The sequence below is a fragment of the Streptomyces sp. NPDC054956 genome, from assembly GCF_053609185.1.
Window position 1 is genome coordinate 1 of record NZ_JBSGXB010000103.1, and the last position, 22,497, is coordinate 22,497.

Genomic DNA, 22,497 nt, shown 5'->3' on the forward strand with positions numbered 1-22,497 from the left:
GGTTCATCCCGCTCAGGGAGCTGGAGGAAGTTCCGGCGGTGGCAGCAGCAGTGCCGCCGGCGCCGGCGCCGGCGCCGGCGCCGGTACCCGTACCCCTACCGCCGCCCGCGCCCCGACCCGTACCCGCTCCCGGAGAGACCGAGACCGCCGAGGAGCCCCTGCCCCCGCTCGATCTGCTCGCGCAGCTCACCAACACCCCGCCGCCGCCCGAGACTCCGCGGCGGACGGCCGCCCGGCGGGTCCGGATCTGGGTGCCGGTCCTGCTCCTGCTGGGCGTCGTACTGGCCGTCGCGCAGCTGCTGAGGCCGCTGCCCGCGCCCGCGCTGGCCCGCGGGGACGCCCCGTCCGAGTTCACCCTCGACGGCCGTTTCGACGTGCCCTGGCCCGAGAAGGGCCAGGCCGCCCTCCGCGTCGGCGGCGCCGGTGACGTGGGGACCTTCGGGGAGCAGAAGCCCGTGCCGACGGCCAGCGTGGCCAAGGTGATGACGGCGTACGTGATCCTCAAGAACCACCCGCTGAAGAAGGACGAGCCCGGCCCGTCGATCGAGGTCGATGCCAAGGCGGTAGCGGACGGTACCTCGGAGAGCGAATCGCGCGTCGAGGGGCTGACGGCGGGAACCCGCTTCAGCCAGCAGGACATGCTCAAGATGCTGATGATCCCCTCGGGCAACAACATCGCGCGCCTGCTGGCCCGTTGGGACACCGGCAGTGACAACGAGGCCGCGTTCGTGGAGAAGATGAACGCCGAGGCGCGGGCGCTCGGCATGACCTCCACCACGTACACCGACCCGAGCGGGCTCGACGCCAAGACCGTGAGCACCGCCGTGGACCAGCTGAAGCTGGCCGAGGCCGTCATGGCTTTCGACGCCTTCCGGGCGATCGTCCTGCTGCCCAGCGCCACCGTCCCCGGCCTGTCGAAGCAACTCATCAACAACAACGACCTGTTGGTCACCCCGCTCAGCATCAGGGGCATCAAGACCGGCTCCAGCACGCCGGCCGGGGGCGCGCTGATGTGGGCGGCGTACAAGACGGTGGGCGACAAGACCCCGCTGATCCTCGGCACGATGCTCGACCAGCACGTCACCGGCCCCGACCTCAACGGCGCCAACAGCCTGGTCCTCGTCAAGGACAACAGCAAGAAGGTCATCGAGGCCGTCCGCGCGGCGCTGACCTCGGCCTCCGTGGTCAAGAAGGGCCAGGTCGTCGGGTACGTCGACGACGGGCTCGGGACCCGTACGCCGCTGGTGGCCACCCAGGACACCGCCGCCGTCGCCACTCCGGGGCAGAAGCTCGCACTGGACCTCGAGGTGGGGGAGAAGGGCATCCCGCGCGAGGCGCGGGCGGGCACCGAGATCGGCACGTTGACCATCGGCACCGGACCCGGTGCGCCGAAGGTTCCGGTGGCGCTGGGGGCCGACCTGTCCGCGCCGTCCATCGGCGCGAAGCTCACGCGCCTCGGGTAACGCGAGAACGCGAGAACGCGAGAACGCGAGAACGCGAGAACGCGAGAACGCGAGAACGCGAGAACGCGAGAACGCGAGAACGCGAGAACGCGGGAACGCGGGAACACGAGAGCGCGAAGGCGCGAGAACGAGAGGAAGCAGCGGAAGATGCAGCAGACGGTGCGGAGCGGCCCCATCACTCGGACCTCATCGATCACTGGGACCCCCGGGACCCCACGGGCAGATCGGACCGCGTCGGCGCGGGAGCCCGTACCGGCCGTGTCGCGCCTCCTGCGCCGGTCGGCGGTGACCGCGGTGGTGACCCTGGCCGCCGGTGCCCTGTCCGCGTACGTCGCGGTGGCGGGTGACGGCGACGGCCTCAACGTCACCGCCGCCAGCCGCTTCGCGTCCGGCTACGTCCCGTACGCCGTGATCGTGTTCCTCGTGGCGGCCACCGCCCCCACCGCCGTGCACGCGGTCCTGAGGGCGGTGGGGTCCCAGCTGATCATGGTCTGGGGCTACTACGCGTGGGGTCCGATGACCAACTTCACCGCCACCCCGACCCGGGCGATGCACTACGCGGAGAAGTGGAGCACGGTCGCGCTGACCGCCGTACCGGTCGTCGCGCTGTGCGCCTTCGCGGTGGGCTGGGCGGTCAGGAGCATGCTGGCACCCCGTGCGGCGGGCGCGGGAAGCCGGCCCCGGACCGGGGCCTGAACCCGGACCCGGATCCGTCAGGGCGCGACCGGACCGGCGGGCGTCCAGCCGCTCCACGCGGGGATGGCCTCGCGGGCCTCGGTCCATTCGGCCGGCACGCTCCCGGTGCCGGTGCGGGCCGCGACCACGCCGCCCGCGATCGCGCAGGTGGTGTCGCGGTCACCCCATCCGGCGACGGTCTGCCACAGGGCCTCGGGCAGGTCGTCCAGGTGCCCGGCGGCGGACCAGAGGGCGAACGGGACGGTGTCCGGCGCGGAGATGCGCCACCCCGAGCCCAGTACGGACGCGGCGTGCCGCACCGACGTACGCGCGGAGAAGCCCGCGGCCACCCGCAGGCCGGAGCGGACGTCGCTGTCCGGGACGCGCGCGGCGACCTCCAGGAGGAACTCCCCGCGCGGCAGGGCCACGTGCCCACGGCCCGCCGCCGCCAGCGCGGCGGCGACCGCCACGGCCACGGCGCCCGCGACGGCCTCCGGGTGGGCGTGCGTGGCCAGGGCGGACAGCCGGGCCTGCTCGGCGGCCACCGCCGGGTCGTCACGGAACCAGGCGCCGAGCGGCGCGACCCGCATCGCGGCGCCGTTGCCGTAGGAACCCTGTCCGCCGAACTGCTCGGTGGTGACGGCGTGCCAGTCCTCGCCGTCGCCGATGCGCCGCAGGACGCCGTGCATGGACGGACCGTACTTGCGGCCGGAGTCCCGGTCGTACTCGGCGGCGAACTCCCGTGCCAGATCCCCGGGCCGGACCTCGCCGTGGGACGCCAGGTGGCGGAAGAGCACGAAGGCCATGGCGGAGTCGTCCGTCCAGAGCCAGGGAGTGGGGCGCGTCCGCCGCGCCGCCCACTGGCCCTCGACGTCCTCACCGGAGAGCGTGAACCAGCTGTCGCCGAACGCGTCGCCCGTCACCAGGCCGTCCAGGGAGGCGCGGGCGGCGGCCGGGACCGCCGGCGCTGCCTGGGACGCCTGGTCCGCCGTGGTGGACGGGAGGTGCTGCGGGGTGCTCATCGGGAGTTCCTCCGGACGGTGTCGGTCGCACCATCCTCGCCTCCGGCCACCGGGCCCCGCGATCGGATTTACCGCGTGGCAGCCGCCACCTGCCCGCCCTGCTGCCGCCCCGCCCGCTATGGCCGGCGGCGCTACTTGCCCGCGATCGGCGAGACCGCGACGCAGCCGCCCGCCGTGGCCGTCTCGCCGGTGGCCTCCTTGATGACCTTGCCCTGGTAGACGATCTTGCAGGTCAGGTCGGCGGCGCCGTCGATCGAGACGGGGGAGACGGCGGCGGGCATGATGCCGCGCAGGGTGACCGTCTTCTTCCAGGGGGCGACGGGCTTGTCGGCCGTCGCGAGGTTCGGGGCGGTGGCCGTGCCGCCTCCGTCGTGGAAGGTGATCGAGTCGACGCCCGTGCCCGTCACCTCGTAGGTGACCTCGTACGTCTCGTTCACGGCCTTGTCGACCTGGTTCACGGCCTGGTCGACGGCCTTGTCCTTCGCCCCCTCGGAACAGCCGGCGACGCCGAGGGCGAGACCCGCGGCGGCCAGGACGGAGAGGGTGGTGCGGAGGGATCGGTTCATGCCCGGAGGCTAAGATTAAAGAATCCGTAAAGTCAATCGCGATCTTGGCAGTAGGGCCGAAGGACCCGCAGGTCACGAGCCTTTCGGACCGTGGGCGCCGCGGCCGTCCGATACGGGGCACCGAGCCCCGGCGAACCGGTCGCGTGCCGGCGGGGCCGCCGCAGTGAGGCATCATCGGGGGATGTCTGATCGCATCATCGCCGCCTGTGACGGGGCGGCCAAGGGAAATCCCGGGCCGGCCGCATGGGCATGGGTCATCGCCGACGTCCACGGGCACCCCGAGCGCTGGGAGGCCGGACCGCTCGGACGGGCCACCAACAACGTGGGTGAACTGACCGCCCTGCAGCGGCTGCTGGAGGCGGTGGACCCCGGTACGGCCGTACAGGTGCGGATGGACTCCCAGTACGCCATGAAGGCCGTGACGCAGTGGCTCCCGGCCTGGAAGCGCAACGGCTGGAAGACGGCGGCGGGCAAGCCGGTGGCCAACCGGGAGCTCGTGGAGAGCATCGACGCGCTGCTCACGGACCGGGACGTGGAGTTCCGCTACGTCCCCGCGCACCGCGAGGACGGCGACCACCTGAACGCGATCGCCGACCAGGCGGCCAGCGACGCGGCCGTCAGCCAGGAGCCGGCGGGCACCGCGCTGGGGCACGCGACCATGCCGATCCCGGCACCGGCCCGCTCCACGCCGGCCCGCAGCGCACCCGTGCGCCGTGCGTCGGGCGCGTCGGCCGGGTCCGCGACGGGGTCCGCGACCGGGTCCGCGACCGCCCGGAAGGCGTCGGGATCCGGGCGGGGAAGCGTGACCATCAAGGCGAAGTTCCCCGGGACGTGCCCGTGCGGCAAGCCGTACCCGGCCGGCGAGAAGATCACCAAGCTCGGTTCGCGCTGGGGGCACCCCGGCTGCGACGGGGCCGACGCCGAGTAGCCGCGTCCGCGGGGCGGCGTAAACGAAGGTGGGCGGCCCCGGCGGTGACCTTCGGACCTTCGCCGCATACGAAGGCCTCTGCCGGTGTCCGTCCGTTTCCGGAAGGCTTGTTCGCAGTGAACGACCCGTGGGCCCACGCCGTTCGGCGCGCGCCCCGAGCGAACGAGGACCGACCCATGGCGTCCAGCCTGACGAAGGAAGAGCACAGAACCGGCGGCAGCGGCACGGGAACCGGCACGGGCGCGGGCCCCGGCACCGGGAAGACCTTCATGGGTCACCCGCGCGGCCTGGTCAACCTGTTCATGACCGAGATGTGGGAGCGCTACAGCTTCTACGGCATGCGCGCGCTGCTCGTGCTCTACCTGGTCGCCCCGGCCTCGCACGGCGGACTCGCCATGGACGCGGCCATGGCCACCGCGATCTACTCCCTGTACAACGCCATGGTCTACCTGCTGGCCCTCCCCGGCGGCTGGTTCGCCGACCGGGCGTGGGGTGCGCGCAAGACGGTGGCCATCGGCGGCACGGTGATCATGATCGGTCACTTCCTGCTGGCCGTGCCCGCGAGGGTCTCCTTCTTCGTCGGCCTGGTGTGCATCGCCGTCGGCTCCGGCCTGCTCAAGGCCAACATCTCCACGATGGTCGGCCACCTGTACGAGGACAAGAACGACCCGCGCCGCGACGGCGGGTTCACCATCTTCTACATGGGCATCAACCTCGGTGCCTTCATCGCACCCCTGACGATCGGCACCGTCGGACAGAGCGTCAGCTGGCACCTCGGATTCGCCATGGCCGGTGTGGGCATGGCCGTGGGCCTCGCGTTCTTCGCCCTGGGCGGCCGCCACATGTCGGAGCTGGGCGACGTGGTCCCGACCCCGCTCCCGCGGGCCGAGCGGAACTCGCTCGTCCGCAAGTCGCTCGTGTGGGTGGCCGTCGCCGCCGTCGCCTACGGCTCGATCGGCCTGACCGGGCACCTGAGCCCGATCTCGGCCATGCTGCCGCTGACCGTCCTGTGCATCGTCCTGCCGTGCTGGTACCTGCTGCGCATGAAGCGCGACAAGTCGCTCGACAAGGCCTCGCGGGCCAGGATGTCGGCGTACGTCTGGTTCTTCGTGGCCGCCGCGCTGTTCTGGGGCATCTACGACCAGACCGGCTCCACGCTGAACCTGTTCGCGCAGAACGACACCTCCCGCACCCTCTTCGGGCTGGGCTTCCCCGCCAGCTGGTTCCAGGCGTTCAACCCGCTCTACATCATGGCCCTCGCCCCCGTCTTCGCCTGGGCCTGGGTGGCGCTGAGCCGGCGGGCCAAGGAGCCCGGGACCCCGGCCAAGTTCGCCGTCGGACTGGCGCTGATCGGCCTCTCGTTCGGCGTGATGATGGTCGCCCAGGGGATCGCCGTCGACGGGGTCAAGGTCTCCCCGATGTGGCTGGCGGTCGTCTACCTGATCCAGACGGTCGGCGAGCTGACCCTCTCGCCGGTCGGCCTCTCGCTCACCACCAAGCTCGCCCCGCCGAAGTACTCCTCCCAGATGATGGGCGTCTGGTTCCTGGCGGTGACGGTCGGGGACTCGGTGGTCGCCCTGCTCCAGCAGGCCGGAGTGCCCACCGACACCCAGTCCTGGTTCGCGAGCCAGGGCGTGCTGGCACTCCTCGGTGGCGTCGCGATCTTCGTCTACCGCAACAAGGTCAAGGGACTGATGGGCGGTGTGCACTGACCCCGAGGGGTCGGAGGCTATGCAATCCTTTCGTTCGAAAGAAAACGTAAGTTTCGGCTTTCGCGCGCTACGCTGGCCTCGACCAGGGACGCAGTCGAGGGGAGCTCCACCGTGCACGCAGAGGAACGACAGCAGGCGATCCTGCGCCGGGTCCGCGAATCGGGATCGATGCGTGTCACGGAGTTCGCGGCGGAGCTGGGGGTCTCCGTGGTGACCGTCCGCAAGGACGTCGAAGTGCTCGCGGAGCGAGGGCTGCTGGCCCGGGTGCACGGCGGCGCCATGCTCCCCGAGGACTGGGCCGAGACCGCGCCCGTCGCGGCGCCCGTCCCCGTCGCCCTCGCCGAGCCCGCGGCCGATTCCGGCCGTGCGCGCGCGGCGGCGGCCGGCGGCCGGGCGCTGACGCTCGGGCTGATCGTGCCCTCCTCCGCCTACTACTACCCCGAGGTGATCAAGGGGGCCCGGGAGGCCGCCGACGCCCTGGGCGTACGCCTGACCCTCGCCGTGTCGACGTACGACGTGGAGACCGAGAAGGCGCAGGCCGCGCGGATGGTCGCGGACGGCGTCGACGGCCTGCTGCTCGCCCCCTCCGACGCCGGCGCCGAGGGGAGCCCCGGCGGCCCGTGGTACGAGGAACTGGGCGTGCCCGTCGTCCTCGTCGAGCGCCGGCCCGAGCAGCAGGCGTCCGCCTGCGAGCACGTCGGAACGGATCACGGCTACGGCGCCAGGCTCGCGGTCCGCCACCTCCTGGACGCCGGGCGGCACCGGATCGCCCTGGTGATGCGCGGCGGCACCCCCACCGCGCCCTGGATCAAGAAGGGGTACGACGCGGCGATGGCCGAGGCCGGCCCCGAGGCCTCCGGCCACGCGCTCTTCCTCGACCTCGCCGAGTACGACGCGGGCGAGGACGCCTACGAGCGGGCGATGGCCGAGTTCATCGAAGGGGTGCGGGCCGGCCGCGTCGACGCGGCGCTGGTCCATCCCGACCACGAGGCGGTGGTGCTGTCGCAGCGGCTGCGCAGCGCCTCGCTGTCCGTTCCCGGTGACGTCGCGCTGGTCTCGTACGACGACGAGGTGGCCTCGCTCGCGGATCTGCCGCTGAGCGCGGTGGCGCCGTCCAAGCACGAAGTGGGCGTCACGAGCGTGGAGTTGCTCGTACGCCGACTGCGGGAGCCGGGCCGGCCCCGGCGCCGGATCGCCATCCTTCCCGAGCTTCGGGTGCGCGCGTCCAGCGAAACCTAACCCGTTGCTTCGTTTTCCTTTCTCAAAGTTTGCTTTTCTATTGACTCGCTTCTGATCTGGCCGAATGATGTGCATCACCTCGCCGCATCGACGGCTCGCATCTGAGGAGCAGAGCAGTGAAGCTCACTTCCCGTACCTCCCGCGCCGCCCTCGCCACCCTCTCCCTGGCTCTGTTCGCCACCGCCTGCGGTGGGAGCGAGGGCGCCGCGTCCAAGCAGCCCGAAGCCCCCAAGGAGCCGGTCAACCTGACCTATTGGGGCTGGACCGGCGGTGCCCAGCAGGTGGTGGACGCCTTCAACGCGTCCCACCCGAACATCAAGGTCACCTTCTCGGCCATCACCGGCGGACCGGACGGGTACGCCAAGATCAGCAACGCGATCAAGGCCGGGAACGCACCCGACGTCGCGGGCATCGAGTACCCGACCCTCCCGGAGTTCGTGAGCCAGGGCTTCCTCGAGGACATCAGCTCCCAGGCCGGCGCCACCGTGAAGTCCAAGTTCCCCCAGGGAGTCCAGGACCGGGTGACCCTCGGCGGCAAGACCTGGGCCGTTCCGTACGACGCGACGCCGAACCTCCTCTACTACCGCAAGGACCTCTTCAAGAACGCGGGCGTCGAAGTCCCCAAGACCTGGGACGAGTACAAGACGGCCGCCGAGAAGATCAAGGCCGCCGACAAGAACGTGCGCATCGGCGGCTGGGGCAACGACGACGCACCGCTGCTCGCCGCGCTCTCCTGGCAGGCCGGAGCCAAGTGGTACGGCACCGAGGGCGACGCCTGGAAGGTCGCCATCGACGACGCGCCCTCGCAGAAGGTGGCCTCCTACTGGGAGGGCCTGGTCAAGGACGACCTGGTGATGAACCTGAAGATCAACGGACCGGAGTTCGCCAAGGCCAAGGCCGACGGGGTCATGGCCAGCTTCATCGGCGCCTCCTGGAGCGCGGGCGGCACGATGACCGCGCTGGCCAAGGACTCCGGCAAGTGGGGCGTGGCCCCGCTGCCGAACTGGGGCACCCCGGCCACCGGAATGTTCGGCGGCACCAGCTACGCGGTCACCAAGGGCAGCAAGCACGTCAAGGAGGCGGCCGAGTTCGCCGCGTGGGCGGCCACCAGCCCCGAGGGCGTCAAGGCCCGCCTCAGCAGCCTGAAGTCGCCGAGCAGCAGCCTGCCCGCCAACCCCGAACTGCGCACGATCGCCGCGGCGGCCTTCGACGACAAGGGCTTCTTCGGCGGTGACGACGTCTACAAGATCGCCGGTGCGCAGGTCGACACCATCGTCCCGGGCTGGGTCTGGGGTCCGGTGCAGACCGCGACCAACACCGCCATCCAGGACGCGGGGCAGAAGGGCGGGCTGAGCGACGGGCTCGCGGCCGGCCAGAAGGCCGCCGAGGAGGCCATCAAGGGCCGGGGGCTCAACCTCGCGAAGTAGGCGCAGGCCGGGGGTGGTTCGGCCGGTCGGGTCGGCCCCCCCGCTCCGTCCCCCTCTCGTTCCTGCGTCCTTCCCTTCCTCCTTCCTCCGTCCCTCTCTCCTTCCGCAGCGCACCACCAAGGAGCCCAAGGTGGCAGCACCACTCACTCGTCCCGCGCGCGGCGCCGCGCGGCGCACCGCGCACCGGCCGGGCCAGGGCAAGGCGGTGGCCGTCTTCCTCGCCCCGTTCTTCCTGCTCTTCGCCGCCGTCCTGATCCTGCCCGTCGGCTACGCGGTCTGGATGAGCTTCTTCTCGGAGCGCTCCTCCGGTCTGGGCTTCGGCGGCACCGAACGGGTCTTCAGCGGGCTCGGGAACTACACGAAGGCGCTGGGCGATCAGGGCTTCGTATCCTCGTTCCTGCACGTGGCCGCGTACTGCGCCCTCTACATCCCCGTCATGATCGGCGCGGCGCTCGCCCTGGCCCTGCTCGTCGACTCGGCGGCGGCCAAGGCCAAGCGCCTCGTACAGTTCGCCGTCTTCATGCCGCACGCGGTTCCCGGGCTGATCGCGGCGGTCATATGGATCTACCTCTACACCCCCGGCCTGAGCCCGGTCCTGGAGTGGGTCGAGGCGGCGGGCGGGCACTGGGACTTCTTCGCCCCGGGGAGCGTCCTGCCCTCCCTGGTGAACGTCGCGGCCTGGCAGTGGACCGGCTACAACATGATCATCTTTTTCGCCGCCCTGCAGGCCGTGCCCCGCGAGGTCATCGAGGCCGCGGTCATGGACGGCGCCGGGGGACTGCGCATCGCCCTCCGGATCAAGCTGCCGATGATCCGCTCCGCGGTCTTCCTCACCCTCCTGTTCACCTGCGTCGGCGTCGTCCAGATCTTCAGCGAGCCGATGCTCCTGTCCCAGCGGGCCGGCTCGATGGGGTCGGACTGGTCTCCGATGATGTTCATCTACAAGGCGGCGTTCGAGCGGCACGACTACGGTCTCGCCTCCTCCGCCTCCCTCCTGATGGCCTTCGTCGCGGGCACCCTCTCCTACGTCGTCACCCGGATCGGAAAGCGAGGCGGTTCGGCATGAGTACGCAGACGGTCCCTTCGGCTTCGTCGGCGGAGGCTTCGTCCGGCTCCGCGGCCGACACCGCGGCCGGTACGGCAGCCACGGGCAAGGCCGCCGCGGGCACCGCGGCCGAGCGGAAGGCCGGGCAGGGGCACGGGCCCGGACCCCGGCGGAGCAAGGGCGGGGGGCGGGGCCGCCGGGGCGGTGCGACGGCCTCCAAGGCCGTGGTCAACGCCGTGCTGCTGGTCGCGGTCCTCTACACCCTGATGCCGCTGACCTGGCTGCTGATCGCCGCCACCAAGAACCACGCGGACCTCTTCGGCACGGCCGGTTTCGGCTTCGGGGAGTTCCACCTCTTCGACAACCTCGAAGCCGTGTTCACGTACGACGACGGCATCTTCGTCCGCTGGCTGCTCAACAGCGTCCTCTACTCGGTCGTCGGATCGCTGGCGTCCTCGCTGATCAGCGTCGCCGCCGGATACTGCTTCGACAAGTACGAGTTCCGCGGCAAGGGCACGCTCTTCGGCCTCATCCTGGTCGGCACGCTCGTGCCGGGAGTCGTCATCACGCTCCCGCAGTACCTGCTCGCCTCCGAGGTGGGCATCGTCAACACCTACTGGGCGATCCTCGTCCCGTCGCTCGTCAACCCCTTCGGTGTCTACCTGGCCCGGGTCTTCTCCGAGGGCTACGTACCCGGCGAGGTCCTGGAGGCCGCGCGCATCGACGGGGCGAGCGAGATCCGGGTCTTCCGCTCGATCTCGCTGCCCATGCTCATGCCCGGGTTCATGACCCTCTTCCTCTTCTCCTTCACCGCCAGCTGGAACAACTTCTTCGGCCCGCTGGTCATGCTCAACGACCACCACCTCTACCCGGCGGTCCTCGGCATCTACAACTGGAACCAACTGGTGGTACAGAACCCCGAGTTGTACTCCCTCGCGATCACCGGATCCCTGGTGACCGTCATCCCGCTCGCCATCGCCTTCATCGGCCTGCAGCGGTTCTGGCGCTCGGGCCTCTCGGCGGGAGCCGTCAAGTGATCCACGAACCCCTGATCCACGAACCCCTGATCCACGAACCCGTGATCCACAAGCCCCGCACCGTCCTCGCCATGGACCCGGAAACGAAGGCGGCCCTGCTCGACGGGCCCGCCCTGGCCCGGCTCGGCGCCACCGCCCGGCTGGACCCCGCGCTCCTGGTGACCGACTTCGCCGCCGCCGATCCCGCGCGGCTGCGCGACGCGGAGGTACTGCTCACCGGTTGGGGCTGCCCGCCCCTCACCGAGCACGCGCTCGAACTCCTGCCCGCCCTGCGCGCGGTGGTGCACACCGCCGGCACCGTGAAGGGGCTGATGACGGAGGCGGCCTGGCGGCGCGGGATCTCCGTGACCAGCGCGGCCGAAGCCAACGCCCGGCCCGTCGCAGAGTTCACCGTCGCCGCGATCGTCTTCGCCAACAAGCGGGTCCTCACCACCGCACGGGCCTACCGCGAGGCGCGCAGCCAGCTGAACCCGCTCGCGCTGTACCCGGGGATCGGCAACTACCGCAGGACCATCGGCATCGTCGGCGCCTCGCGCATCGGCCGCCGGGTCATCGAGCTCCTGCGCTCGTACGACGCCCATGTGCTGGTCCACGACCCGTACTTGTCACTGGACGAGGCCGAGGCCCTGGGTGTCGAACCGGTCGGCCTGGACGAGCTGATGGCCCGCGGCGACGTGGTGAGCGTCCACGCCCCGCAGACCCCCGAGACCCGCCACCTGCTCGACGCCGGCCGCCTCGCGCTCATGCGCGACGGGGCCACGCTCGTCAACACCGCGCGCGGATCGCTCGTCGACACGGACGCGCTCACGGCGGAACTGGTCTCGGGCCGGCTCCACGCCGTGCTCGACGTCACCCACCCCGACGTGCTGCCGCCCGGATCGCCGCTGTACGACCTGCCCAACGTCCTGCTCACCCCGCACATCGCGGGCTCCCTCGGCAACGAACTGGGACGGCTCGCGGCCTGCGCGGCCGAGGAGCTCGAACGGTACGCCCGAGGGCTCCCCTTCGCGTACGCCGTCCACCCGGCGAGCCTCGCCCACTCGGCCTGAACGCCCGCGGCCGCCCCCGGAGAGCACCTCATGACGCCCGACCCCACGGCCCCCCTCGCCGGTCCGCACCGCGACCCGCTTCCCGATCCCCTCGTCCCCACCCCGGGACAACTCGCCTGGCAAGAGGCCGGGTTCGGGCTCTTCCTGCACTTCGGCATCAACACCTTCAACGGCGTCGAGTGGAGTGACGGAACCCTGGACCCGGCCACCTTCCACCCCGCGCGGCTCGACGCGCGCCAGTGGGTACGTACCGCAGTCGAGGCCGGAGCTAAGTACGTCGTACTGACCGCCAAGCACCACGACGGCTTCTGCCTCTGGCCGACCGCCACCACCGACTACTCCGTGGCCTCCGCGCCCTGGCAGGGCGGGTCGGGGGACGTGGTCGCCGAACTGGCCGAGGCCTGCGGGGAGACGGGCCTCGGTCTCGGCCTCTACCTCTCGCCCTGGGACCGCAACGCGCACTGCTACGAGGACGCCCCCGCGTACGACAGCTTCTACCTCCGCCAGCTCACCGAACTCTGCACCCGCTACGGCCCGTTGTGCGAGCTGTGGTTCGACGGCGCGGGCTCCGAGGGCCGCACGTACGACTGGGACGCGGTCATGGCAGTGATCGACCGGCACCAGCCCGACGCCATGGTCTTCAACATGGGCCTCCCGACGATACGTTGGATCGGCAACGAGGAGGGTCTGGCCGCCGATCCCTGCCACTACGTCACCGACTCCACGGGCGTCAGCCTGTACGACGACGGGCGGACCGCGCTCGGATCGGCCCGCTACCTGCCACCCGAATGCGATGTGCCCCTGCGTGCCAACTGGTTCTGGCAGCCGGACGACCTGGACACCCTCAAGAGCCGAGAGGAACTGCTCGAGATCTGGTACTCCTCGGTGGGTCTGGGGGCGGGCCTGCTGCTGGGCGTCCCGCCCGACCGGCGCGGGCTCATCGACGACGCGGACCGGGCCCGGCTCCTCGACTTCACCGCGGAACTGGCACGCCGCCTGGGTGATCCGCACGCGGCCCGGCTCACGTCCGTCCCCACGTCCGGCGGGGCGGAGGTCTCGGCGGTCTTCGATCCGCCGGTCCGCGCCGACCACCTCGAACTGCGCGAAGACCTCACCCGGGGGCAGTACTTCGACGGCCACGAGGTGTGGGCGGACGGGCGGCTGATCGCCTCCGGACACACGGTGGGGGTCCGGCGCGTCCACCGGATCGAGCCCGTGACCGTACGGGAGCTGCGGATCCGCCTGACCGGGCCCGGCGGCCGCCTCGAATCGGTGACGGCGGCCGGCCCGGCCTGACCCGCGGCACGAGGCCGGCCGCACGAGGCCCGTGGCCGGTGGCCCGAAATTCGGTGGAGCCGTCCTCCCGTGCGCGGTTACCGTGCTCCCGCCCACTGTCATCCCGGCAAGGACGTGCCGTTGTACACCAAGTGAGACCCCCCGAGCGCTGAACCGTCGCGCGTCGCACCCGTGCGCCGTGCTCCTTTTCGCTGCGGTCTTCTCACTGGAACCGGTGTATTTCTGTGTCCGAAACCTGGGTGGTAGTGCCCACCTGCCTGCCGATCGTTCTCCGCCGTTGCCACAGGTGCGCCTCGGGGCGCTTCCGGGCGAACGGAAAGTTTCGCGTCAACGCGAACCACAAGCTCCTCGACGCCTGGCTCCTCGCCCTGTGCACCGGGTGCGGGGACACCACCAAGATCACCGTCCTGGAAAGGGCTCACGTGCGTTCCGTACGCCCCGAGCTCCTGGACCTGATGCACGACAACGACCCCGTCCTGGCGGCCGAGTTGCTCCAGGATCCGGTTCTCCGGCGCCGCAATCACATCGCCCTCGACTGGGACGACGCCTGGCACCTCGACCCCCGCGGGCCGGGTCGGCCGGGTCGGCCGGGCCGGCCGGGTCGGCCCGAGGGTGAGGCGATCGAGGTCTCGGTCCGCTTCGTGGCCCGGATCCCCGTGCGGCCCGTACGCTTGATCGCCGAAGGCTTCGGCCTCGCGCGAGCCGAGGTCGAGAGGCTGCTGGCCGAGGGGAACCTCGTGTCGACCGTCCGCCTGAGCGGCAAGCTCTCGGGCGATTTCACGTTCATGCTCAAGCGCTGAGCTTCGCGGCCCGGGGCCTGTCCGGCGGAATCCGATCCGCCGGACAGGCCGTGGGGCGCCCGGCGTCAGCCGATCTGCCAGCGCTGGTAGAGCGAACCGCTGCTGGTCTGCTGGGTGGCGAGGGCTCCGTCCGTGCCCGAAGCCGTGGTCAGCAGCAGACCGCTCTTCTTGTTGGTCACCGAGTGGTCGCCGGAACCGAGCGGGGTGATCAGCCAGCGCTGGCTGTCACCGCCGCCGCAGGTGGCCTGGATCACGGCCGCACCCGCGGCGCTGGAGCCGCCCGCCACGTCCGCGCAGAGGTTGGAGGAGCCGTTGGCCATGGTGTAGCTGCCGTCGGTGTTGAGCGTGAGCCGCCACTGCTGGTTGGGGCCGCCGTGCGGTGTCCAGGTGATCAGCTGGGTGCCGGACGTGGTGGAGCTCGCCGGGTCGTCGAGGGCCTTTCCGCCGGAGGTGAGGGTCCGGGTCCCGCTCAACTGGCCTCCGTACACCTCGAATTCGTACAGGGAGTAGCCGTAGGTGGTGCCGCGCTGGGTGGCGTACACGCGGATGTAGCGGCCCGAGCCGGACAGTCCGGTCAGGTTCTGGACCCCGCCGGTGCCCGTCGTGGTCGAGTACGCGGTGCGCCAGGTGGTCTTGTCGTCGGACAGCTGGATCTGGAAGGCCTTGCCGTACGCGGCCTCCCACCGCAGGACCACCCGGTTGACGGCCTGGGTCGACCCGAGGTCGACCTGAAGCCACTGCGGGTCGCTGTACGCGCTCGACCAGCGGGTGCCGGGATCGCCGTCGGTCGCCTGCGCGGCGGGGAAGTTGGCGGTCTCGGTGCTGGAGGCGGTGGTGGGCCGGCCCGCGGCGAGGTTGCCCGGCTGGGCGAGGTTCGGCCACGCGGGGTTGTGGCCGACCGCGGCCACGATCGGCGTGAAGTCGGCGTAGGCGGCGACCAACTTCGGTGATCCCCACGTCTGTTGTGCCAGGCCGCGCAACGGGTTCTGGATGCCGGCGGCGATCTGCGTCTCCGTCTCGGCGTTGGGGTTGTCGCACCAGACGTGGATGAGGGAGCCGGGGTTCTTCGAGGGGTCGGTGAGGGTGGCGCCGCCCTCGAAGCGGTCCGGGGTCCAGGTCTCGTACATCCACTTGGTGTCCGGCTTGGCGCCGCCGAGCACGTAATAGGTGGGAGTCCAGGACTCGTTGGCCACCGTGTGGCCCGCGGCGACCAGCTGCTGCGGGGTGAGCCCGTAGCTGTACCAGTACTCGACGAGGATGCCGGCGTTGGGGGTGACGGTGCCGTCCCCGGCCTTGATGCCGTCGTTCCACATGCGGGTGGTCTTGCCACCGGCCCGCACCAGGGCGTCGGACCAGTTCACGAACCCGTAGTAGGTGTCCTTGGCGGTGGCGTTCGCGCCGTAGTGGGCGCGGGCGTAGCTGAGCAGCTGCGGGTACTTGCTGTAGTCGGTCACGTATTCGTCGGCGCCGATGTGCCAGTACGGGGCCGGGAACAGCGGCAGGTACTCGTTGATCAGGTCCTGGATCAGCGTGTACGAGGCGGGCATGGACAGGTCGATGAAGTCCTGGCTGACCGCGCCGGTGCTGCTCTTGAGCTTGAGCTCGGGGTGGGCGGCCAGGATCTGGTTCATGTGCCCCGGGGTGTCGATCTCCGGCACGATCATGACGTGGTACTTCTGCCCCAGCGCGACCAGGTCCGCGATGTCCTGTTTGGAGTAGTGGTCGGCGGAGACGATCTCCGGATGGGTCGAACTCTCCAGCCGGAAGCCGAAGGTGTCCGACAGGTGGAAGTGGAAGTAGTTGAGCTTGAGGTAGGCCAGCTCCTTGATGTGCTGCTTCACCCAGTCGACGGTGAAGAACTTCCGGCCCTGGTCGATCATGAGCCCGCGCTCGGACTTGGTGGGCCAGTCCACCGCCGTTCCGGCCGGTACCGAGGCCGACTGGTGCAGCAACTGCAGCACGGTGCGGGTGCCGTTGAACGTTCCGGCGTCCGTCGACGCCTGGAGGGAGACGGACGGTCCGACGGTCATCCGGTACCCCTCGGCCGGCAGCGAGGAGTCACCGAGGCTCAGGGAGATGTCGCCGGGGGAGGCGCTCCCGGTGACCACGGCCACCGTACGCCCGGCCAGCGCGCCCAGATCCTCCGCGAACGTGGCCGCCTCGTCGGAGAGTTGGGCGGTGTAGGCGGGATCGACGACGATCCGGCTCGAGCTCGTGAAACCGTACGCACCGGTGCCGGCCGTCCACTGCCGCAGCGCCGGCACGGTCTGCGGCGCACCGGCGGCGGCCGCCCGTACGGATCCCGCGGTGGGGGCGGCGGCGGGACCGGCGGCAACGGCGGTGCCCACGGCGGCCGTTCCGGGCAGGGTGAGCGCGGCCGCGGCTAAAGCGGACGCGGTGAGGAATCTGAGCAGACGCATGACGAGTCCCCAAGCGAGGTGAGGGAAGGGGGAGTGCACGGCTGTATCTCCCTCCGGCCGTGACTGCCGAAGGGAGTGGCCAAAGTGCAGCGCAGCGCCAGGTCTATGTCAAGAGATGCTTGAAATGCCGTCCAAATGAGCATCATTGAGCAAGTGGTCGGGGCGGGACGGCCGTGTCCCCGCCGAATCGGCGACCAGTCCCGACAGCAGACGCAGGGCGGCATCCGAGGGGGAGGACTCGGGGGCGGTGTAGAGCAGCATCCGGTGACCCGTGCCGTCGCTCAGCCGCAGGTTCTCGAAGTCCAGGGTCATCGGACCCACGGCCGGGTGGTGCAGCTCCTTGGTCCCGACGGTGCAGTCCCGTACCGGCTGCTTGGACCACAGGGCCGCGAACTCGGGGCTCTGCAGCATCAGGGAGCCGATGAGCTCGGCGAGCGCGCGGTCCTCGGGATCGCGGCCGGCGACCAGCCGCAGCGCGGCCAGGGCGACGCGCGCCTCGTTCTTCCAGTCGGTGTACAGCTCCCGCGTGTGCGGGTCGAGGAAGAGCATCCGGGTCAGGTTGGGGCGGGCGGCCGGGTCGTCCGGGCTGGTGAAGCCGAGGTGTCCGGCGAGCAGGGCGTGCCCGAGCGGATTCCAGGCGAGCACGTTGTTGCGGCCGTCCAGTACGACGGCGGGCACCTGCGGCATCGCGCCGATCAGCCGGCGCGTGGTGGCGCGAGCGAACTCGGGGCGCGGCGAACGCGCCCGCTTGGCCTTCGGGGGCCGGGCCAGATCGCGCAGGTGCGCGTGCTCGTCCGGAGTCAGCCGCAGGGCGCGGGCGAGGGAGTCGAGGACGCTGTCCGAGGCGTTCGTGCTCTGACCCTGCTCCAGGTGCGTGTAGTACGTGATGCTCACACCGGCGAGCAGCGCGAGCTCCTCGCGACGCAGCCCGGGCACGCGCCTGCGGGTCCCGTGGGCGGGCAGTCCGACGTCCGCCGGCTGGAGCCGGGCGCGGCGGTTGCGGAGGAAGTCCCCCAGGGCGGTGGCTGTGTCCATGCCCTCCAGTGTGCCGAGCGGCCGCCGCGAACGGGGGCCGCGAGGGTGGCCCTGGCAGTGACAGCCTTGCCGGAGCCAGCACAACCAGGGGGCTGGGTAACGCCCCGCGACCGGGCCAGAGTCGCTTTCCGGAACACCTTCCGGTGTGTGTGAGGAAAGGACGCAAGGCGATGTCGGTTGTCGGAAGTGCACGGGTGGAAGCGGGTCCGGAAGAGAACGGCAAGAAGAAGAGAGGACCGGCCCGTCTCGAAGGCCGGCAGGTCCTCGTCCTGACGGTCCTGCTGGTGGCCCAGTTCATGCTGGCCGTCGACTTCTCGATCCTGAACGTGGCGCTCCCGGTGATCGGCGACGGCCTCGGCTTCTCGCTCTCCAACCTCCAGTGGATCGCGACGGCCTTCGCGCTCAGCGCCGCCGGTTTCACCCTCCTCTTCGGCCGGATCGCCGACCTGTTCGGCCGCCGCCGGATCTTCCTGGCGGGTCTCGCGCTCCTCGCCCTGTCCTCCCTGGCCGGAGGACTGGCCACCACCCCCGAAGCGCTCCTGGCCGCCCGGGTCCTGCAGGGCCTGGCCACCGCCGCGGTCACCCCGGCGGGCCTGTCCCTCCTGACGACCTCCTTCCCCGAGGGGCCGCTGCGCCAGAAGGCCCTGGGCCTCAACGGAGCCCTGATGTCCGCCGGGTTCACCGCGGGCGCCGTCCTCGGCGGGGTCCTGACGGACCTGCTCTCCTGGCGCTGGGCGTTCTTCGTCAACGTCCCGGTCGCCCTCGCCGTCCTGGCCGTCGCCCCGGCGGTCGTCAAGGAGTCCCGCCCCACCACCCGCCCGAAGCTCGATCTGCCCGGCGCCGCCACCGTCACCCTGGGGCTGCTGGCCCTGATCTACGGTCTGACGCGCGCGGGCGAGCACGGATGGGGTTCGGCGTCGGCGCTGGGGTGGCTGGCCGCCGGCGTGGTCCTCCTGATCGCCTTCTACGCCGTCGAGTCCAGGGCGGCGAACCCCCTCGTCCCCGTCCCGGTGCTGAAGAAGCGCACGGTCGCCTGGGGCAACACGGCCGGACTGATCGCCTTCCTGACGGAGACGAGCCTGGTCTTCCTGCTGACGCTCCACCTCCAGGAGGTCCTCGGGTTCTCCCCGCTGACGGCCGGGCTCTCCTTCGGGGTCCTGGGCATCGGCACCGTCGTCGGAGGCTCCCTCGCGCCGCGGGTCATCGCCGCCACGAGCACCCGTACCACCCTGATCGCCGGAGGACTCCTCCAGGCCGCCGCCACCCTGAGTCTGATCGCCCTCGGCGAGTCCCGCACGGGAATGTGGCTCCTGCTGCTGGCGACCTTCGCCGGCGGCGTCGGCAACATGCTGGTGATCGTCGGCTTCATGGTCACCGCCACCACCGGCCTGCCCGATCACGAGCAGGGGATGGCCACCGGCCTCGCCACGATGACCCAGCAGATCGGCATCACGATGGGCACCCCCGTCATGAGCGCGATCGCGGCGACCCGGACCGGCATCCACTCCGGGATCACCACCGCGATCCTGGCCAATACGGGGATCGTCCTGGCCGGGACCCTGACCACGGTCCTCTTCCTGGACCGCAGCGGCGCCCGAACCGGCCGCTGATACGACACGCCGTACGTACGTCCCCGCGCGCGAGCACCGGTGCAGCCCGTGGCCCAGCGACTGCGTCTGCACGTGGAGCGGTCCTGGGACGGGCTGGACGAGCTCGACGTCGTTGTGTTCCGGCTGAAAGGCTTCGTGTTCGCGATCAGCAAGCACGACAGCAATCCGCTCGGCTTTTCGTATGTCTGGCTCACCCAGCCGCACGAACAAGCCGACAAGGCCCTGGACGCCCTCCTGAAGGCAGTCGGGATCGGGGAGGACGCCGTCGCATTCCGCGGAGACGCTCACGATTACGGACTGGGACCGATCGCCCCGTCACAGGACGCCGGCTCTCCGTGGGCTCGGTTCCGACGCGCGATCGGCATGAGGCCGGGCGCCTAGTAGCACCCTGGGACACTTGGGCAGAGGAACCCGCCCATGCTTCGGCTCCGTTGAGGGGGCAAAGCATGGGCAGGCGATGGCGAGGGGCGGCAGAACGGTGGGGGAGACAGGCGTGATCGTTGCGGAAGAGGTCGTGTTCGACCCGCAGGAGATGTTCGAGCTCTACGACTCGGTCGAGTGGGAGGGCTACACCCGCGACGTCGACAAGCTCTGTCGCGGATTGGCGAACTCGCACCTGGTCGTCACCGCCCGGGACGAGTCGGGCACGCTTCTCGGCCTGGCCAGGACGATCTCCGACGACGAGAGCGTCTGCTACGTGCAGGACCTTCTCGTCAATCCCGAGTTCCACCGGCAGGGAATCGGCCGGGAGTTGCTCGAGTACCTGAAGGCGCGGTACTCGCACTGCCGCTTCTTCCTGTTGTCCACCGACCACGAGTCGACCCCCGAAGGGGAGCGCAACCACGCCTTCTACCGGTCGCTCGGGTTCCTCTCCTACGAGGAGAAGCGGATGTCGGCGTTCGGTCTCCCGAGGGTTCGCTGACCCGACGTTACGCGCGCTCCGGGCGAGTCGGCCGATCTGCTCGCGGCCGGTCGGGTCAGACCGTCCGGCCGAAGTAGGCGGCCAGCCGGTCGAGGGCCGGGGCGTCGTCGGGTGCCGGCTTGGACGGGCCGAACATGCCGGTCTGGGCCCGGAACTCGTCGGGGTAGTTCCCGTACCAGCCCTGCAGGGCGGCCTGGACGGCGTCGGGGTCGCCGGTGCGGTCCTGGCCGGTGGCGGTGGCCAGGTCCCAGCCGTGCAGGACGGCCTCCAGGAGGTGCAGGTCCGCGATCCGCGGGCCCAGGCCGCCGCCGGGCAGAGGCATCCGCCGCTCCAGGGCGCCCTCGCCCTGCCAGGCGGCGAGCACCTCCTTGGCGCCCTGCGCGTACACGTCGCCGGGCTGCCGGTCGCCGATCTGGTCCCGGGCGAAGAGGGAGAAGTCCGGGCCGCCGCCCTGGGCCAGGGTGACGTAGTACGGGTTGCCCGCCACGAGGTGGTTGGCCAGGGCCCGTACGTCGAAGTCCTCGCACGGGGTGGGCCGGCCGTACTGGTCGGGTGTGACGTTGTTCAGCAGCCCGGTGGTGTGGTCCAGGGCCTTTTCCAGCAGCACGATGTGGGACACGGTTGCGCCTCTCCGTAGGAAGTCGAGCCCGCGCGGCCCAAGCGCCGCACGGCGTGCCGGCCGCGGATCCCCGGACTCGTTCGAAGTCCCGGTCGGCCGCACCGGCAACTTCAGGATGACCCCACTTGCGGACAGCTTCTGTCCGCAATCGATGGCGAGATCGACGAATCAAACCCGACGGGTCAGCGAAAGCACCCGCCCGGGCCAACGTGCCGCCGAAGTCGGCCCCGGCCCCGCTCCGGCCCCGGTCCAGCGGCCGGGCAGCACGTCACGCACCCCCCGACCCGAGCATGGAGTCGCGCTGTTCGAATTATGTTCGATACGGTGTTTGTATCTGGTCAGGGTGGCTGGAAAGGGGTGGTCAGTCGATCGGAGGTGGCCCGTGAGTGGCTGTGCGCACCTTCATGCCGCGAGTGGCTATTCGGCCCGCTACGGCGCCTCCCACCCCTCCGACCTGGTGAAACGAGCCGCCGAGCGGGGTGTCGGCACGCTCGCGCTCACCGACCGCGACACCGTCGCCGGAGCCGTCCGCTTCGCGAAGGCGGCCACCGTGGCGGGGGTCCGGCCGGTCTTCGGGGTCGATGTCGCCGTCGCCCCGTTCGGTCCCGGCCCCGCCACCCCCGGCCCCGTCCCCGCCATGCCCGCCGGCCCCGGCGCGGCAAGGCCCCGTACGCCGGTGCGGGGTGGCGCGCACGTCGTCGAGCCCGCCCTGCGGGTCACCCTCCTCGCGCGGGACGCCGACGGCTGGGCCCGGCTGTGCCGGCTGGTCTCCGCCGCCCACGCGGACGCCGCCGGCGGGCCGCCGGTCGTGTCCCGGGAGGTGCTGGAGCGGTACGCCGGCCAGGGCCTGGTGGTCATGCTCGGACCGGTGTCCGAGCCCGTACGGGCCCTCGCGGCCGGCCGCCCCGACGTGGCCGAGCGGCTCCTCGCCCCGTGGCGTGAGATCGCGGGCCCGGACCTGCGGCTGGAGGTGCTCTGGTACGGGCTCTCCGGCACCGGGCCGGGCTCGCTCAGGCTGGCCGCCCGCACCCTCGACCTGGCCGACCGGCTCGGGGTCCCGGCGGTCCTCACCAACGCCGTCCGCTACGCCGACCCCGCCCAGCGCCGCATCGCCGACGTCCTGGACGCGGCCCGCCTGCTGCGCCCGATCGACCGCCGCCGGCTGGACTGCGGGGAGCGCTGGCTGAAGGGCCCGGCCGCGATGGCGGAGGCCGCCGAGCGGATCGCCGCCGCCGCGGGCGCGCACCCGGGCCCCGGCCCGGGCCGGGCGGCGGCGCTGCTCGCGGAGACCGTGCGTACGGCGGAGCTGTGCGCCGTGGACCCGGTGGCGGACCTCGGGATCAACGCCGGACGGCCCGCCTTCCCCGAGCCGGAAGTGGTGGGGGCCGACCCCGGCCCGGGCGGCGCCGCGGCCCTGCTGCGCCGCCGCTGCGCGGAGGGGATGTTCGCGCGCGGCCTGGACCGCGACGGGCCGGCGCTCCGGCGCCTGGAGTACGAGCTCGACGTGATCGGGAAGCTGGGCTTCGAGTCCTACTTCCTGGCGGTCGCCCAGGTCGTCTCGGACATCCGCTCCCTCGGCATCCGGGTCGCCGCCCGGGGCTCCGGCGCCGGGAGCATGGTCAACCACGCGAG

20 protein-coding genes are annotated in these 22,497 nt (G+C 71.3%); 15 read left to right on the top strand and 5 right to left on the bottom strand.

What is annotated here, in order from left to right:
• Together ACWGDE_RS18140 and ACWGDE_RS18145 are read left to right on the top strand one after the other, a co-directional pair.
• Positions 1–1,463, top strand: a 1,463-nt coding sequence (locus ACWGDE_RS18140) for a D-alanyl-D-alanine carboxypeptidase family protein (protein WP_453389989.1), incomplete at its 5' end; no start/stop codon positions are given.
• 258 nt (positions 1,464–1,721) lie between these two features.
• A complete protein-coding gene (locus ACWGDE_RS18145) occupies positions 1,722–2,159 on the top strand; it encodes a hypothetical protein (RefSeq protein ID WP_453389990.1) in 438 nt (145 codons plus the stop codon).
• 17 nt (positions 2,160–2,176) lie between these two features.
• On the opposite strand, the gene ACWGDE_RS18150 is transcribed toward ACWGDE_RS18145, so the two are convergent.
• Positions 2,177–3,160, bottom strand: a complete 984-nt coding sequence (locus ACWGDE_RS18150) for an ADP-ribosylglycohydrolase family protein (protein ID WP_453389991.1) — start codon at positions 3,158–3,160, stop codon at positions 2,177–2,179.
• Positions 3,161–3,291: 131 nt separating this feature from the next.
• On the bottom strand, positions 3,292–3,726 hold the full coding sequence (locus tag ACWGDE_RS18155; protein WP_453389992.1) for an MmpS family transport accessory protein: 435 nt from the start codon (positions 3,724–3,726) through the stop codon (positions 3,292–3,294).
• 181 nt (positions 3,727–3,907) lie between these two features.
• Here ACWGDE_RS18155 and ACWGDE_RS18160 point away from each other — a divergent pair, with 181 nt between their 5' ends.
• The 9 genes from ACWGDE_RS18160 to ACWGDE_RS18200 all read left to right on the top strand — a co-directional run bounded on the left by ACWGDE_RS18160 (position 3,908) and on the right by ACWGDE_RS18200 (position 14,259).
• Positions 3,908–4,654, top strand: a complete 747-nt coding sequence (locus tag ACWGDE_RS18160; protein ID WP_453389993.1) for a ribonuclease H family protein — start codon at positions 3,908–3,910, stop codon at positions 4,652–4,654.
• A 176-nt stretch (positions 4,655–4,830) separates the two neighbouring features.
• On the top strand, positions 4,831–6,366 hold the full coding sequence (locus ACWGDE_RS18165; protein WP_453389994.1) for a peptide MFS transporter: 1,536 nt from the start codon (positions 4,831–4,833) through the stop codon (positions 6,364–6,366).
• Between the two features lie 111 nt (positions 6,367–6,477).
• A complete protein-coding gene (locus ACWGDE_RS18170) occupies positions 6,478–7,605 on the top strand; it encodes a substrate-binding domain-containing protein (protein WP_453389995.1) in 1,128 nt (375 codons plus the stop codon).
• 116 nt (positions 7,606–7,721) lie between these two features.
• Positions 7,722–9,032, top strand: a complete 1,311-nt coding sequence (locus ACWGDE_RS18175; RefSeq protein WP_453389996.1) for an ABC transporter substrate-binding protein — start codon at positions 7,722–7,724, stop codon at positions 9,030–9,032.
• A gap of 130 nt (positions 9,033–9,162) precedes the next feature.
• Positions 9,163–10,098, top strand: coding sequence for a carbohydrate ABC transporter permease (locus ACWGDE_RS18180; protein WP_453389997.1), 936 nt, complete (start codon positions 9,163–9,165; stop codon positions 10,096–10,098).
• 203 nt (positions 10,099–10,301) lie between these two features.
• Positions 10,302–11,114, top strand: a complete 813-nt coding sequence (locus ACWGDE_RS18185; protein ID WP_453390007.1) for a carbohydrate ABC transporter permease — start codon at positions 10,302–10,304, stop codon at positions 11,112–11,114.
• Between the two features lie 71 nt (positions 11,115–11,185).
• A complete protein-coding gene (locus tag ACWGDE_RS18190; protein ID WP_453390008.1) occupies positions 11,186–12,163 on the top strand; it encodes a hydroxyacid dehydrogenase in 978 nt (325 codons plus the stop codon).
• Between the two features lie 30 nt (positions 12,164–12,193).
• The gene (locus ACWGDE_RS18195; RefSeq protein ID WP_453389998.1) at positions 12,194–13,459 is read left to right on the top strand and encodes an alpha-L-fucosidase; all 1,266 of its coding nucleotides are present in this window, start codon (positions 12,194–12,196) and stop codon (positions 13,457–13,459) included.
• Positions 13,460–13,683: 224 nt separating this feature from the next.
• On the top strand, positions 13,684–14,259 hold the full coding sequence (locus ACWGDE_RS18200) for a DUF1062 domain-containing protein (RefSeq protein WP_453389999.1): 576 nt from the start codon (positions 13,684–13,686) through the stop codon (positions 14,257–14,259).
• Between the two features lie 65 nt (positions 14,260–14,324).
• Here ACWGDE_RS18200 and ACWGDE_RS18205 read toward each other — a convergent pair whose 3' ends face one another.
• Both ACWGDE_RS18205 and ACWGDE_RS18210 read right to left on the bottom strand, forming a co-directional pair.
• Positions 14,325–16,679 carry a family 20 glycosylhydrolase gene (locus tag ACWGDE_RS18205; RefSeq protein WP_453390000.1) on the bottom strand — a complete coding sequence of 785 codons (2,355 nt, stop codon included), beginning with the start codon at positions 16,677–16,679 and terminating at the stop codon, positions 14,325–14,327.
• Between the two features lie 108 nt (positions 16,680–16,787).
• A complete protein-coding gene (locus ACWGDE_RS18210; protein ID WP_453390001.1) occupies positions 16,788–17,714 on the bottom strand; it encodes a helix-turn-helix domain-containing protein in 927 nt (308 codons plus the stop codon).
• 170 nt (positions 17,715–17,884) lie between these two features.
• Here ACWGDE_RS18210 and ACWGDE_RS18215 point away from each other — a divergent pair, with 170 nt between their 5' ends.
• From ACWGDE_RS18215 to ACWGDE_RS18225, 3 genes are all read left to right on the top strand, one after another.
• A complete protein-coding gene (locus ACWGDE_RS18215; protein WP_453390002.1) occupies positions 17,885–19,324 on the top strand; it encodes an MFS transporter in 1,440 nt (479 codons plus the stop codon).
• Positions 19,325–19,372: 48 nt separating this feature from the next.
• A complete protein-coding gene (locus tag ACWGDE_RS18220) occupies positions 19,373–19,705 on the top strand; it encodes a hypothetical protein (RefSeq protein WP_453390003.1) in 333 nt (110 codons plus the stop codon).
• Between the two features lie 112 nt (positions 19,706–19,817).
• Positions 19,818–20,246, top strand: coding sequence for a GNAT family N-acetyltransferase (locus tag ACWGDE_RS18225; RefSeq protein WP_453390004.1), 429 nt, complete (start codon positions 19,818–19,820; stop codon positions 20,244–20,246).
• A 55-nt stretch (positions 20,247–20,301) separates the two neighbouring features.
• Here the strand turns inward: ACWGDE_RS18225 and ACWGDE_RS18230 are convergent, their stop codons facing one another.
• Positions 20,302–20,865, bottom strand: a complete 564-nt coding sequence (locus ACWGDE_RS18230; protein WP_453390005.1) for a TIGR03086 family metal-binding protein — start codon at positions 20,863–20,865, stop codon at positions 20,302–20,304.
• A 382-nt stretch (positions 20,866–21,247) separates the two neighbouring features.
• Here ACWGDE_RS18230 and ACWGDE_RS18235 point away from each other — a divergent pair.
• On the top strand, positions 21,248–22,497 hold a 1,250-nt coding region (locus tag ACWGDE_RS18235), incomplete at its 3' end, for a PHP domain-containing protein (RefSeq protein WP_453390006.1).